9 protein-coding genes are annotated in these 13,995 nt (G+C 65.5%); 4 read left to right on the top strand and 5 right to left on the bottom strand.

All coding sequences use genetic code 11. From position 1 onward, the window contains the following. Positions 1–12: 12 nt before the first annotated feature. From ACKY0X_RS21420 to ACKY0X_RS21400, 5 genes are read right to left on the bottom strand one after another with little or no spacing between them, the layout of a single operon-like run. Positions 13–843: an ABC transporter permease gene (locus tag ACKY0X_RS21420; protein ID WP_409427619.1), complete on the bottom strand. Its 831-nt coding sequence runs from the start codon at positions 841–843 to the stop codon at positions 13–15. Beyond that, positions 840–1,736: a glycosyltransferase gene (locus tag ACKY0X_RS21415; RefSeq protein WP_409427618.1), complete on the bottom strand. Its 897-nt coding sequence runs from the start codon at positions 1,734–1,736 to the stop codon at positions 840–842. The genes ACKY0X_RS21420 and ACKY0X_RS21415 overlap by 4 nt, the downstream gene beginning before the upstream one ends. Next, positions 1,729–2,529 carry an ABC transporter ATP-binding protein gene (locus ACKY0X_RS21410; protein ID WP_109413614.1) on the bottom strand — a complete coding sequence of 267 codons (801 nt, stop codon included), beginning with the start codon at positions 2,527–2,529 and terminating at the stop codon, positions 1,729–1,731. Before ACKY0X_RS21410 ends, ACKY0X_RS21415 begins: the two co-directional genes overlap by 8 nt. Before the next feature lie 19 nt (positions 2,530–2,548). Beyond that, complete coding sequence (locus ACKY0X_RS21405) at positions 2,549–3,127, bottom strand: bacterial proteasome activator family protein (RefSeq protein WP_409427617.1); 579 nt, start codon at positions 3,125–3,127, stop codon at positions 2,549–2,551. After that, positions 3,103–5,055 carry a DUF6541 family protein gene (locus ACKY0X_RS21400; protein WP_409427616.1) on the bottom strand — a complete coding sequence of 651 codons (1,953 nt, stop codon included), beginning with the start codon at positions 5,053–5,055 and terminating at the stop codon, positions 3,103–3,105. Before ACKY0X_RS21400 ends, ACKY0X_RS21405 begins: the two co-directional genes overlap by 25 nt. A gap of 106 nt (positions 5,056–5,161) precedes the next feature. Between ACKY0X_RS21400 and ACKY0X_RS21395 the strand changes: the two genes are divergently transcribed. The 4 genes from ACKY0X_RS21395 (at position 5,162) to ACKY0X_RS21380 (ending at position 13,516) form a co-directional block, all read left to right on the top strand. Beyond that, positions 5,162–6,358 (top strand): cysteine desulfurase-like protein, encoded by a 1,197-nt coding sequence (locus ACKY0X_RS21395; RefSeq protein WP_409427615.1) that lies wholly within the window; start codon positions 5,162–5,164, stop codon positions 6,356–6,358. 91 nt (positions 6,359–6,449) lie between these two features. Continuing rightward, entirely contained in the window at positions 6,450–8,336 is a 1,887-nt protein-coding gene (locus tag ACKY0X_RS21390; protein ID WP_409427614.1) for a fatty acyl-AMP ligase, read from the top strand. 415 nt (positions 8,337–8,751) lie between these two features. Further along, entirely contained in the window at positions 8,752–11,058 is a 2,307-nt protein-coding gene (locus tag ACKY0X_RS21385; RefSeq protein WP_409427613.1) for a hypothetical protein, read from the top strand. Between the two features lie 49 nt (positions 11,059–11,107). After that, entirely contained in the window at positions 11,108–13,516 is a 2,409-nt protein-coding gene (locus tag ACKY0X_RS21380) for a hypothetical protein (protein WP_409427612.1), read from the top strand. The last annotated feature ends 479 nt before the right edge of the window (positions 13,517–13,995 follow it).

Genomic DNA, 13,995 nt, shown 5'->3' with positions numbered 1-13,995 from the left:
CCAGCGAACCGGCTACACCCAGTACGCCACCCGAGCCCGGTACTGGCGCAGCACCAGCGCGGCCACCACCCAGCCGACCACGGTGAGCACCAACACCACGGCCCAGTGCCGCAGTTCCTGGTGCGCTCCCAGCAGCGGGGCCCGCACGATGTCCAGGTAGTGCATCAGCGGGTTGAACTCCACCACCGCCGTCCAGCGCGACGCCCCCTGAGCGCGCAGGGTGTCGTAGTTCCAGATGATCGGCGTCATCAAGAACAGCAGCTGCACCACGGAGAACAACAGCGGGGCGATGTCGCGGTAGCGGGTGGCCAGAATGCCGAAGCATAGTGACACCCACACACAGTTCAGCGCGATCAGCAACAACGCCGGGATCACCGAAAGATCCGCCCACGACCAGGGTTTCGGGAAGATCAGCGCGATCGGTATATAGATGACGATGTTATGCGCGAACAGGATCATCTGTCGCCACACCAGCCGGTAGACGTGCACGCTCAACGGCGTCGGCAGCTGCTTGATCAGCCCCTCGTTGGCGACGAACACATCGGCGCCCTCCAGGATGGCCGCGTTCAATAGGTTCCACACGATCAGCCCCAGCGTCACGTACGGCAGGTGCAACGCCAGGTCGAGGTGGAACAGCTTGGAGTACAGCCCGCCCATTGCCACCGCGGTGGTGGCGGTGCCGATGGTGATCCAGAACGGGCCCAGCACGCTGCGCCGGTAGCGCTGCTTGATGTCCTGCCAGCCCAGGTGCAGCCACAACTCGTGACGGCGGAACCCGGCCACCAGATCGGCCCGCGCCCGCGCAAACGTCTTGGACTGCGCGGCAACGTCGTCGAAACTCATGATCTGCCGAACCTCTCTCGACGTCCCAAGCGGCGCAACCTGATCCACTCACGCAGTCCGGCCACGTCCCCGCGGCGCGACACCACGAAGAACCAGCCGAACCGCAGCCACTCCTGGACCAGCAGCCGGCGCATCCCGGGCTGGGCCATCAGATAGCCGCGATTGCGGTAGGTGAAAAAGCGCTTCGCGGCATTATCGGGATACTGCGTGTGCATCCGGCCGCCGAGGATCGGCTTGAATTCCTCGGTACCGCTGGGGTGTAGGTACGCCGCGGTCAGGCATGTCCCGAACGGCAGCCCGGAGCGCACCAGCCGCCGGTGCACCTCCACCTCGTCGCCGCGGATGAACAGTCGCAGATCCGGCACCCCCACCGCCTCGAATGTCTCGGCGGTGAACAGCGCCCCGTTGAACAACGATGCGATACCGGGCAGCAGATCGTCTCCGTCACGGACCAATTCGTCGACCCGCCGCCGCCATACCAGGCCACGCCGCAGCGGAAACGCCAGCCGCTCCGGCTCGTCGATGTTGCACACCATCGGCGAAACCTCGGCCAGGCCGTAGCGGGTCGCGCAGTACAGCAGCCTATCCAGCACCGCGGAATCCGATGGCCGTCCGTCGTCGTCGGCCAACCACACCCAGTCCGCGCCGGCGGCCAGGGCGTGCAGGATGCCCAGTGCGAAACCGCCTGCGCCGCCGAGGTTTCGCTGTGAGCCCAGGTAGGTTGAGGGCACTGCCACATCGGCGACCAGCCGGGCCACCGCGGCGTCGTTGTCGTTGTCGACGACGATCAGGTGGTCCGGGGCGCGGGTCTGGCTCACCAGTGCTTTCAACGACTCGGCCAGTTGCTCGACCCGCCGGTGGGTGACCACGACGGCATAGACGGTCTCAGCCACCGGCCGTCTCCGCCAGCACCTCGCGCACGTGCCGGGCCGCGTCGGGGCCTTCGTAGGCGCCGACCACCTCCTCGATCCCGCCGGTCATCCGGATGGTGCCGTGGTCGATCCACATCGCGGTCTTGCACAGGCGGGCCAGGAATTCGTTGGAATGGCTGGCGAACACCAGGATTCCGGACCGCTCCACCAGCTTCTGCAGCCGGGTCTGGGCCTTCTTCAAGAACTCGGCGTCCACGGCGCCGATGCCCTCGTCGAGCAACAGGATCTCCGGGTCGATGCTGGTGACCACGCCCATCGCCAACCGCACCCGCATGCCCGTGGAGTAGGTGCGCAGCGGCATCGCCAGATAGTCGCCCAGCTCGGTGAATTCGGCGATCTCGTCGACTTTGGCCGCCATCTGTTTGCGGGTCTGTCCGAGGAACAGGCCGCGGATGATGATGTTCTCGTAGCCGGAGATCTCCGGGTCCATGCCCACGCCCAGATCGAACACCGGCGCCACTCGCCCGACCACCGATGCCGACCCGCGGGTGGGCTCGTAGATTCCCGAAAGCAGCCGCAGCAGAGTGGATTTGCCCGCGCCGTTGTGGCCGACCAGGCCTACCCGATCCCCCAGCGACAGTGACATGGTGATGTCGCGCAGCGCCTCGACCACCACCACATTGGAGTTGTTGCGTCCGATCGCCCCGCCGGCCTTACCGAGGAACGCCTTCTTCAGCGACCGTGACTTGGCGTCGAAGATAGGGAACTCGACCCAGGCGTCACGAGTTTCGATACGAGGATCGTTGTCAGACACGGCAATTCCGCTTGCAGGCTTACAGATACTGGCCGGAGCCGTGGCTCTGGCTGTGCCCATGCGGCGCACCCGGGCCGGCGCCGGGGGGCAGGGCGCCGTGGCGCATCTGCTCCAGCTGTGCTCGGGCAGCCATCTGCTGGGCGAACAACGCGGTCTGGATGCCGTGGAACAGACCCTCCAGCCAGCCCACTAGCTGGGCTTGGGCGATTCGCAGTTCGGCGTCCGACGGTGTGGCGTCCTCGCGCAGCGGCAGAGTCAGCCGGTCCAGCTCCTCGCGCAATTCCGGAGCCAAGCCGTCCTCGAGCTCGCGAATGCTGGCGGAGTGGATCTCGCGCAGGCGCGCCCGGCTCGCGTCGTCCAGCGGTGCGGCCCGCACCTCCTCGAGCAGCTGCTTGATCATGGTGCCGATCCGCATCACCTTGGCGGGCTGCTCGATCAGATCGGTCAGCGGTGCCTCGTCATCGTCGGCGGCTTCGGTGGAGCCGTTGAGCCCGGCCGCCAGCAATCGCGGGTCGGCGCCGCTGATGATCTCGACGCCATCTGCGCTGTCCATGTCGTCTGCGCCGCTGGTGGTCACCGCGCTCTGTCTCCTTGCCATTCGTAGATGCTGGCCCCGCCATTGTCGTAGATCTTGGCCCACGACCGCGATTTCTCCAGTGACACTAGCCCGTCGGGTAGCGAGAACCCGCGGACCGTCGGGCTGCTGATCAGCACGTAACGGATATTCAGGTCGTGCACGGCGGTCGCCACCCGAGGATCGGTGTCTGCGTCGTCGGCGAAGGCCCAGAAGATGAACCGCTCCGGGCCGGGGCCTTGCTGCTGAGGGTAGTCGTAGTGCGTCCACAGCGGGTGCAGGTCGGCGACCGCGTACATCCAGGCGCTGCCGTCGACGTTGGCGTTGCCGACCACGGTGTCGTGGGCCCCGGGCAGGCCGGCCAGGTAGGCGTACGCCTGCAGGTCGCGGGCATCGACCATCACCGAGTCGTACTTGTCGCCGAACAAGAACGCGTGCCGCGGCAGGTAATGCCAGGCCAGCCCCACCGTCGCCGCCACCAGCAGCAGCCCGGTCAGTACCGGCCGCGCCCGCGCGCCCACCGGCTTGGACATCAGCCCGGCCAGCGCCGCCAGGCCCACTCCGGCCATCGGGACCAACAGCAGTGTCATCGCCGCCATGATTCGGCGCGGGTCGCTGTAGAACAGGTCGGTGAAGGTGCCCACCACGGCGCCGACCGGACCGCCGAGCGGAGCCGAGGACTGCACCACTCCCACCACCAGCACCGCCCACAGCGCCAACGGCCACCACACCTTGCGAGCCACCAGCAGTGCCGCCCCGATCACGACCAGGGCCACCAGTGCGTATTGGATCGGAAAGTCGTTGAGGTGGCGGGTGTGCATCAGCAGCGCATCACGCAAACCCGATTTGCGGCCCTCGTGGGTCAGAAACGCGTGCCCGGCGATGATCTCGGCCTGTTTGCGCACGCTCAGCAGTTGCGGCAGAAGCAGCAGCCCGGTCGGGATCAGGACCCCGGCCAGTGCGAGGGTGTCCCGCCGCTTCCCGCGCAGCGGATTCCACAGCGCGCCGTCGGAGGGGCACAGCCACCAGGCCGTCAGCAGCAAGACCGTGACCACGCCCCCGGTCAGGTGGACCGAGAACACCCCCAGCAGCGCCAGCACCGCCACGCCCATGCGGTCCCGCAGGATGCGGACCGCGGTGATCAGCGCGAACGCCGGCGCCACCAGGCCGTAGGCCACCAGGTTGGGCATGGCGGCGGTGCCGAACTCGACGTAGGGCAGCGCGGTGAAGGACGCCGACAGTGCGGCGGCGGTGCCCGCTGACACCGCCGTCACGGCGGTGCTCGTCACCCGCTGGAGCAGATTCCAGGTGAGCAGCGCTGCGCTGACCGGGAACAGCCACACCGAGGCGGCGAGGCCGGCCAGGGTATAGCCGGTGGTGGGTGCGGCGCCGGTCAGTTGGCACAGCACCGCGGTCAGCGCGTGGAACGCCGACGGGTAATACAGCGCGGCGTGGGTTTCGACATTGCGCAGCTCGCCCATGTGAGTCGGTGAGGCCTGGCCGGTGTCGAGGATGAATCGGACGGTGTTGGCGTGCCACACCGCGTCCCAGGTGCTGGGAATGCTCTGCCAATCCGGGATTCCCCGCACCGCGGCCCAGCCGATCAGCAATACGCCCAGCAGCGTTCCCGCAGCCACCGTCAGTATTGGCCACAGGGCCGGCGAGGGGGCCGCCACATGGATGCCGGGACGGCGCCCCAGCAAAGATCGCATTCCCCTTGCCGAGCCATAAACCACGGCGCCGACCACCGCCAGTGCAGCTGCTGCAGTGGTTGCGTTCCAAGGGATTCCGACGGCGCCGAAAGGGACGATGGCCAGGCCTACGACTCCGTAGGTAAGCGCCGGACCTATCGCCACGGCTAACGGCCAGTTCAGCCCGGCGCCGGCCGCTACGAGCGCGCCCGGAAGTACCAGCAGCAAAAGCGCGGCGACAATTCCGAAGCCCAGTAGCACTGCACTAGTATGTCTGCCAAGGTGGCCTGGCTCCGTATTGCGGGGGAGCTATCTCGTTATCCGAGACGTTCACCGATCGATCTTGAGAAGTTTTAAGGTGGCTGGCATGGCCTATGACGTCGCTCGCGTGCGTGGATTGCACCCGACGCTCGGTGACGGATGGGTTCACTTCGATTCGCCGTCGGGCATGTTGATTCCGGACTCGGTGGCCACCACCGTGTCGACCGCATTCCGGGGATCGCTGGCGAAGGCGGTCGGTCCGCACCCGGCGGCCCGCCGCAGTGCCGCAGTGTTGGTCGCGGCCCGCCAGGCGGTGGCCGATCTGGTGGGCGCCGATCCCGCCGCAGTGGTGCTGGGACCGGATCGCGCCGTGTTGTTGAGCGCTTTGGCCGACGCCGCGTCGTCGCGGGTGAGCCTGGGCTACGAGACAGTGGTCACCCGTCTCGACGATGAGGCCAACATCGCCCCCTGGGTGCGGGCCGCCAACCGCTATGGCGCCAAGCTCAAATGGGCTGAGGTCGACATCGAGACCGGGGAGCTGCCCAGCTGGCAGTGGGAGAACCTGATCACCCCGTCCACCCGGCTGGTGGCCCTCACCTCGGGGTCGGGGGTTTTGGGCACGGTCACCGATCTTCGGCCGGTCACCAAGCTGGTCCACGACGTGGGCGGCGTGGCCGTCGTCGACCACTCGGCCACGGCGCCCTACCAGCTACTCGACATCAACGAGGTCGAGGCGGACGTGGTGGCGGTCAACGCGGCCTCCTGGGGTGGGCCGCCGGTGGGCGCGCTGGTCTTTCGTGACCCGACGCTGATCGACACGTTTGGCTCGGTGTCACTGGACGCGCACGCCGTGGGCCCGGCCCGATTGGAGGTCGGTCTGCACCAGTTCGGTCTGCTGGCTGGGCTGGTGGCCAGTGTCGAATATCTGGCTTCGCTGGACGAGTCGGCCCGGGGTAGCCGCCGCGAGCGGCTGGCGGTATCGATGCAGTCTGCCGCGGCGTATCTGAACCGGCTGTTCGAGTACCTACTTGGTTCTTTGCGGTCGCTGCCGCTGGTGATGCTGATCGGCCAGCCCGAGGCGCGCATCCCGGTGGTCAGCTTCGCAGTACAGAAGGTGCCGGCCGAACGAGTGGTGCAGCGGTTGGCCGACAACGGTGTGCTGGCGATCGCCAATGCCGGCTCCCGGGTGCTGGATGCGATCGGGGTCAATGACATCGGGGGAGCGGTCACCATCGGGCTGGGCCACTACTCGACGATGGCCGAAGTCGACCAGCTGGTTCGGGCGCTGGCATCGCTGGGCTAACCGTCGCCGCAGCTGGAATCGCGCGTTTCCTCATTCGTGCGCAAGCTACGCTGTGGCCGTTACCGACGTATCTCCGAAGGCAGAGCAGACGATGGCAGAGCTGACAAGTTCCTTGGCCCCTTTGGCTCTGGACACCTTGGTCGACCTGATGCAGCAGCAGGCTGCGCGTTTTCAGGACACGCCCGCTTTCATCTTCTGCCCCGAAGGCGATATCGAAGAGGACCGGGTCACCTACCGCGATCTGGACCGGCGGGCCCGCTCGATCGCGGCGAACTTGCAGCTTCACGGTGCCGCCGGTAAGCGGGTGCTGGTGCTCTGCCGACCCGGTGTAGACAGCATCGCCGGGCTGTTCGGCTGTTTCTACGCCGGCGCGATCGCGATACCGGTCGACGAGCACTGGCCTATCCGGCGGATCGAGACCGTCGTGCCCGAAGCGGATGCGGGCTTCGCGCTGGCGACGGCCAAGACCCAGGCCAAGATGAAGTCTGCGGTGGACGGCCTCAGTTCTGGGCCGAAGCTGACGTGGCTGGCCATGGATGAGGCCGCCGACGGCGGCGCGGACTGGGAGCCGCAGGGCGTCCGTGGCGACAGCCTCGCCATGATTCAGTACACCTCGGGCTCCACCGGGGTGCCGAAGGGTTGCGTGCTGACGCACCGCAACTACCTCAGCAACCTGGAGATAATGCGGTGGGCGCTGAATCCGCCGGATGACGCGCCAGTGATGAACAGCCCGATCAGCGGGGTGTCCTGGCTGCCGCAGTACCACGACATGGGCTTCGTCGGTGGCATCCTCGGCACCATTTATGGCGGCCGCACCACCGTGCTGATGTCGCCGAGCGCCTTTCTGATGCGCCCGCTCCGGTGGATGCAGGCGATCTCGCGCTACCAGGCGACCATCACCGCCGCCCCCAACTTCGCCTACGAGGCCTGCGTCAAGCGCAGCACCGCAGAGCAGCGTGCCGCCCTTGATCTGTCGAGCTTGTCGATCGCCGTGGTCGGCGCCGGGCCGATCAGCTCTGAGACCCTGCAGTCCTTTACTGACGCATTCGCGCCCGCCGGCTTCCGACCGGAGGCCTTCATTCCGGCCTATGGGCTGGCCGAGGCGACCCTGGGCGTGACGGGCATGTCCGAGTCGGCGCTGCCGGTGGTCCGGCACTTCGACCGCACCGCGCTCACCGAGGACCGAGTCGTCGAGGTGGCAGCCGACGTCGCCAAGCCGGAGACCGCGCTGCCGCTGGTCGGCTGCGGTAAGAAGTCGGAGCTCCTGGACGTCCGCATCGTCGATGCCGAGACGCGGGTACTTCGCGGCCCTGAGGAAGTGGGCGAGATCTGGGTCTCCGGGCCGAGCGTGGGCGTGGGCTACTGGGGACGTCCCGAAGAGACCGAGCACGCCTTTGCGGCGCATCTGGCCGACACCGGCGAGGGCCCCTACCTGCGCAGTGGTGACTTGGGGTTCTTCGCCGGCGGCGAACTGTACGTCACGGGCCGGTGTAAGGATCTGATGACGATCGGTGGCTATAGCCACTACCCCAATGACATCGAGCTGACCGTGCAGGCATGCCACCCGGCACTGATGCCCAGCCGTGGCGCGGTGTTCCAGTTGCCGACCGAGCGTTACGCCCCCGAATACCTGGTGGTGGTGCAGGAGGTGCACCACCATGAGGCGGTCGGGGTCGATCCGAAAGATCTGATCGAAGCCATTCGGGCGGCTATCCGCACTCACCACGGAATCGACGCACAGGCCGTCGTGCTGCTCAAACCGATGCGGATACCGACCACCACCAGCGGCAAGATTCAGCGCGGCGCGTGCCGCGACCAGTACGTCGCGGGTGAGCTGACAGTGTTGGCGGAGTGGGCGCAGCCGCGGCCGGCAAAAGCGGGACCGGGACTCAAGGGTGCCCTGTTGGCCGGACTGGGTCGGGCCGTCGCGGCCGGATTGGCGCAGCAGCGGCGGGAAGGCTCGCCGGACCAGGGCTGACGCCGAGAGCCCGCTGGGACCGCCACGGTTGCTTGGTGCCAGTAGACCCAGGTGCAACAACATCCCGGCGCTGGCTGGTTATTCGGGCGGTGGGGCCCGAACCTTGCCCGTGTGTCGAGTTGCCGGCAGATGCCCGGGCTAGGCCGGCGGCGGCCGCCCCGCACGAAGGTCGCTACCTAAGCGTCGCCACACCCCGCAGAATAATCATTAACAAAACCCAAGAGTCCCGCGCGGGGTCATGGTGCACACCACGGTGACATGGGGATACGTCCTTCCTGCCTGATGGACATCTATCGCCTCACGTGCAATCAACCAGGGTTTTTACGACTGTTTTCCTTATAAAAATTACGGTTCGACAAAGCTCAAAACTCATGTAAGTTTAAGCAACGTCCGTAGTCAGTGTCCGTAGGAGAGCATGATGCAGCTCGCGCTTCGCCCGTACGTCACCCCCGGTGTCGCGATCGCGGGTGCCGCGTTGATCGCGGTAAACGGGGCGGTTCCCGCCGCGGTGCTGCGGCCCCAAGTTGAGCCTCGCCAGTCCTATGAGATGGCCCAGCACCATCCTGTGAAACTCACGGCCGACTTCTTCGGACCGTGGCAGGACCTGTTCAACAACACCGCCACCAACTTGGTGGCGATGGGATCTGACAACGGGTGGATCAACCTGCTCGAGCAGATCTTCAGCGACCCGAGCTCGCTGTCGCGGCTGCCGGAGGTCTTCGACTTCCTGACCAGCATCATGCCGTCGATCAGTGGCTCCGACCCGCTCATGGTGCTGCTCTCGCCGATCCTGACCATCGGCATGGGAATCATCGGCCCGCTCGTCACGGTCAACGACGCGATGCAGGACATTCTCAACCAGATCTTCAATCCCAGCGACCCGCTCGACCCGTTCGCCGCGATCTTCACTGCGGTCCCGCGCCTGCTCGACGCGTGGCTGAACGGCACCAGCACCATCGATGTGGCCGGCATCAGCATCCCTGTCTTCAACGGCCTCCTGGTCCCGGGGCAGAACCTGATCATCGACCAGACGGCCGAGGAGCTGGCCAACAACCTCAACATCGGCGACCAGACCATCGCCAGCCTGCTCGACCAGACCGGCATCGGCACGCTGCAGGTGGCCGGGATGTTGACCGGCCTGCTGGACAGCGTCGGCCTCGGTGACGACACCCCGGTCGACGTCATCAACGCCCTCGGCCTGGGCAGCCTTGAGGTCTCCAGCGTGCTGAGCACCGTCTTCGACGCGGTAGGCATCGGCAACCCCACCATCGCCGAACTCATGGACCAGTTGGGCATCGGCAACGTTCAGGTCGCCGACCTCGCGATCGACTTCACCCATGCCCTGGGCTTCGACAACCCGACCGTCGTTGACATCGCCGGCGACGTCGGTTTGGCCGACCTCAAGCTGGCCGACCTGGGCATGGACGTGCTCAACGCATTGGGCATCGGAGACCCGACGGTCAACGAGCTCCTCGCCGACATCGGCGCCGGCGACCTGACGCTCAACGGACTGCTGCAAACAGCCGTGGAAGCGCTGGGTCTCGGCGGTCAAACCCCGGCGGACCTGCTTGACGCCACGGGCCTCGGTGCACAGACCACCCACGAGTTCATCACCTCGCTGCTCGGCGGACTGGGTCTGGGCAACCAGACGATGATGGACCTGCTCAGCCAGGCTGGCCTTGCCGACGCTGACGTGGGGCAGTTGGCCGTTAGCGTCCTCGGCTCCTACGGCAATGTCACGGTGGCCGACGTTATGGGTTTCGCGGGCTTCGGCGCTGTCACGACCCGGGACATCACCGACCTGTTGGGTATCACGAACCTGTCGCTGGGCACGATCTTCGGCAACCTGTCCTACATCACCGGCAATCTCACGATCAACGACATGCTCGTCGCTACCGGCATGACCCCGCTGGACAAGGGTGGTGACGCCCTGCTGTCCGACTCCCTGGCGGGTACGACCATCGCCAGCATGCTGGGCGCCCAGTTGGACGAGCCCCTGACTTCGATGCTCGGCCCGATGGGCGAGATGAGCCTCAATGACATGATCCTGCAGAACTTCTCGATGACCCTGGGGCAGATGCTCGCCGACTCGGGCATGGCGGACCAGACCCTGACCGACCTGGTGCTGGCTGGTATGCCCGACGCGCCGCTGTCGTCGCTGCTCGGCATCATGGGCAACACCACCTTGGCGGATCTGATCGACCAGCTGGTGCCCGCCGACCAGACCATCATCGACATGCTCAGCGCGTCGGGTCTGGGCGACCAGACCATGAGTGAACTGCTCAACCAGACCTTCGGTGACCAAACCGTCGCCAACGCACTGGACGACGGCGGACTGGGCAGCATGCACCTCGACGACATCATCCGTCAGGCGCTGGGCCCGCAGACCCTCAACGACATGCTCAACGACTTCGGCCTCGGCGGCCAGTCGCTCAGCGACCTGTTCGACCAGTTCTTCGGCATCACCACCATCGCCGACCAGATGCTCGCCCTGGGCCTGGGCGATCAGACCCTCAACGAGCTGATCGACTCGCTGTTCGGGACCTCGACGGTCAGTGCGCTGCTCGGCGACTTCGGCACCCAGACCGTCGACGAACTCCTGACCTCCATGGGCCTTGGAGATATGACCGTGATCAACGCGCAGATCAGCGAGTTCTGGGGCTCGATGTCCTACTGGCTTGACGGCCTAGGGGACCAGATCACGGCGGTGCTCAGTGGCTAAACGACCTGAACGGCAAAGCAACTTCGGAACTTCCGTCCGGGAGGGCGTCATGCAGCAAACACTTCGTCCGTACGTCACCACCGGCCTGGCTGTTGCCGGGGTGGGCCTGGTCGCGGTTCCGCCCGTGGCCTCGAACCTGCCGCAGCTGCAACACCAGCTCGCGACGATCGAGCAGCGCGGCATTGCGCTCACGTCGGGCTTCTTCTCGCCCTATACCGATCTGTTCGAGCACACCATCGCGAACCTGCAGGCGCTGAACCAGAACTCAGTGGACATGTGGGGTCTGCTGCAGCACATCATCACCCACCCGCAAGAGGCGATCAACGGCATCCCGGATGTCATCAACATCTTCACCAACTCGATGCCCACCGTCGGCGTCCAGATCTTCCCGTTCCCGGCGGAGATCGACCTGCAGCTGCCGACCTGGGCCGCTTCGCTGCTGGCAGGTATTGGCCCATGGGTGACCATGGGCAACGCGTTCCAGCAGGTCATGGAGGAAATCTTCAGCAACCTCTTCACCGACCCGATGAAGGCGTTCTCGGCGCTGATCGGTGCGCCGGCGACGCTGTTGGACGCCTTCCTCAATGGCAGCAGCGGAGTCGACTTCGGGGGCGCCTACTTCCCGTTGTTCAACGGCATCTTGACCCCCGGACAGCCGATCGACGCCAACTTCAACATCGGTGATGTGGTCGATCTGTCCGGCATGGGTGACACCACCATCACCCAGCTGCTGTCGCAGGCCGGTATCGGCGATGTTCCGCTGGAAACGCTGATCATCGACCTGCTCGACGGGCTCGGCTTTGGCCACATGACGCCGGTGGACCTGCTCAACGACATGGGTATCGGCACCCAATCGCTCTCCGACCTGCTGATCGGCGTCTTCAACGAGGCCGGCATCGGCAACCCCACCATCGCTGAGCTGTTGGAGAGCCTCGGTGGAATCCAGCCCGGGGACTCGGTCGCCAGCCTGCTGATCGCACTGCTCAACCAGACCGACATCGGCAACCCCAGCCTGTCCGAGCTCATCCTGAGCTTCGTCGGCGGTGACGACGCCACCGTCGGTGGCCTGATCAAGGACCTGCTCGGCGCTACGGGCAACGAGTCCCTGGCCAGCCTGATCGACCCGACCTGGACTGTCGGAGGATTGCTGACGGACTCGTTCGGCGACCCGTCGCTGACCGACTTCTTCGAGCAGATGGGCCTCGGCACCATCACCATTGGCGCGCTCGCCGGAATGTTGGGCGAGTACGGCGACCAGACGCTGATTGACCTGCTCAACGAGGGTTTCCTCGGACCGGACATCACCGGCAGCACTCCGTTGACGGACATGCTGCTTTCCATGTTCCCGCCCGGCGCCACCTTGGGCGACCTGATGGGGCCGTTCGGCAGCCAGACCGTCGCTGACCTGATCGAGATGATGCCGATCGGCGAGAACACCATGGGCTACCCCCCCGACACTCCGATGAGCGACGTTGTGCTCGTGGACTTGATGTACACCCTTCCCAGCCCGGCGCCGGGCTACGCCAACCTGGCTGAGACGCCGCTGGGCGTGCTCGCCCCCGATCAGGCCAGCCTCCTTGAGAAGGCCGGCAACCCGACGCTGGGCGCGGTGATGGGCACCAACACCGTTGGCCAAGTTGTCGAGGGCCTGCACATGTCCAACATCACCGTGTTCCAAGGGCTTGACGCCATGGGCCTCGGTAACTACACGCTCGAGCAGTTGTTCGACGGACTGGGCAATCTGACCGGCAACGTCACTCTTGAGCAGTTCCTCACCGCATGGGGCTTCGACCCGACCCTGACGGAGCTCTTCACGAATGCTGTCGCCGGACTGGGGCTGACCGACACCACGCTGCTCTCGCTGTTCGAGGACTGGGGCATGGGCAGCGTTAGTCTGTCCGGCCTGATCGACAGTCTCGGCTTGAACGACATGTACATCCAGGCGATCTTCAACAACCTCGGCCTGAACAACATCGACATCGACATGTTCATCGACCGCCTCGGGTTGAGCAGCATCTCGATCGCCGGCATTCTCAACGGCCTGGGCCTGAACGACCAGTCGCTCGACGCGTTCATCAACAGCCTGTTGGGCGGGGTCTCGATCGAGAGCATCCTGGGTGGTCTGGGTCTGGACGAGGTCCACTTGGACACGTTCATCACCGACCTGATGACCAGTGTGCTCGGCGACCCCACTCTGGGGACCTTCCTCGGCTGGATCGGCCTGGACACCTTCGATCTGGACACCATCGTCTCCAACCTGGGGCTTGATGGCATCACGATCAACTCGCTGCTCACCGACCTCGGCCTGGGCAGCCTCGACATCAACGGCCTGATCGACGGGCTGGGGCTGTCCGACCTGGGCCTGTTCGGTATCAACGGCAACTTCTTCGGCGTGGCGTCGGAGTGGCTCAACGACATTCCGAACCAGATCGCCGCGGCATTGGGCTTCTACGGCTGAACCTGCTGAGCGGGTAAGTCGCCAAATCCAAACTTCATGACAGACAAAGCGAGCACAACTGTGGGCCACACAGATAGGAAAACCCAAATGGCAGTAGGACGTAACGCTTCGGGCAACGGTCATTCAGGTCGGCGTGGCCGCCGTCTGTTGGGCGCCGGTAGTGCGGTTGGGGCGTTTTTGGCGTTTGGGTTGTCGCCGTTGTCTTCGGCGCCTGTTGCGCATGCGGATGAGCTGGATTGGGTTGTTGATCTGGTTGGTTCGGATTTGGCTGGGGCTCTTGGTGATTTGAGTCAGGCGTCGTCGTGGGAGACGTTGTTTGATCAGGCTTCGTGGGAGCCGTTGCTGTCGAATGTGGGTTTGTCGTTTGATGCGTCGTTGGCGGGTGTGCCGGGTTCGGCTGCTGCTGATGATTGGTTTGGGTCGTTGTTCTATGACCCGTGGCATGACTTGGGTCAGGCGTGGATCAATAGTTCGTTTGG

This window comes from Mycobacterium sp. SMC-11, from assembly GCF_046250095.1.
Lineage (GTDB): Bacteria > Actinomycetota > Actinomycetes > Mycobacteriales > Mycobacteriaceae > Mycobacterium > Mycobacterium heraklionense_A.
Note: the sequence above shows the minus strand (reverse complement) of the source record. Positions and strands in the feature narration are given on the sequence as shown.

Coding starts and splice junctions, on each gene's coding strand:
- ACKY0X_RS21420 (WP_409427619.1), bottom strand. CDS start 843: ATGAGTTTCGACGACGTTGCCGCGCAGTCCAAGACGTTTGCGCGGGCG.
- ACKY0X_RS21405 (WP_409427617.1), bottom strand. CDS start 3,127: ATGGCAAGGAGACAGAGCGCGGTGACCACCAGCGGCGCAGACGACATG.
- ACKY0X_RS21395 (WP_409427615.1), top strand. CDS start 5,162: ATGGCCTATGACGTCGCTCGCGTGCGTGGATTGCACCCGACGCTCGGT.
- ACKY0X_RS21390 (WP_409427614.1), top strand. CDS start 6,450: ATGGCAGAGCTGACAAGTTCCTTGGCCCCTTTGGCTCTGGACACCTTG.
- ACKY0X_RS21385 (WP_409427613.1), top strand. CDS start 8,752: ATGATGCAGCTCGCGCTTCGCCCGTACGTCACCCCCGGTGTCGCGATC.
- ACKY0X_RS21380 (WP_409427612.1), top strand. CDS start 11,108: ATGCAGCAAACACTTCGTCCGTACGTCACCACCGGCCTGGCTGTTGCC.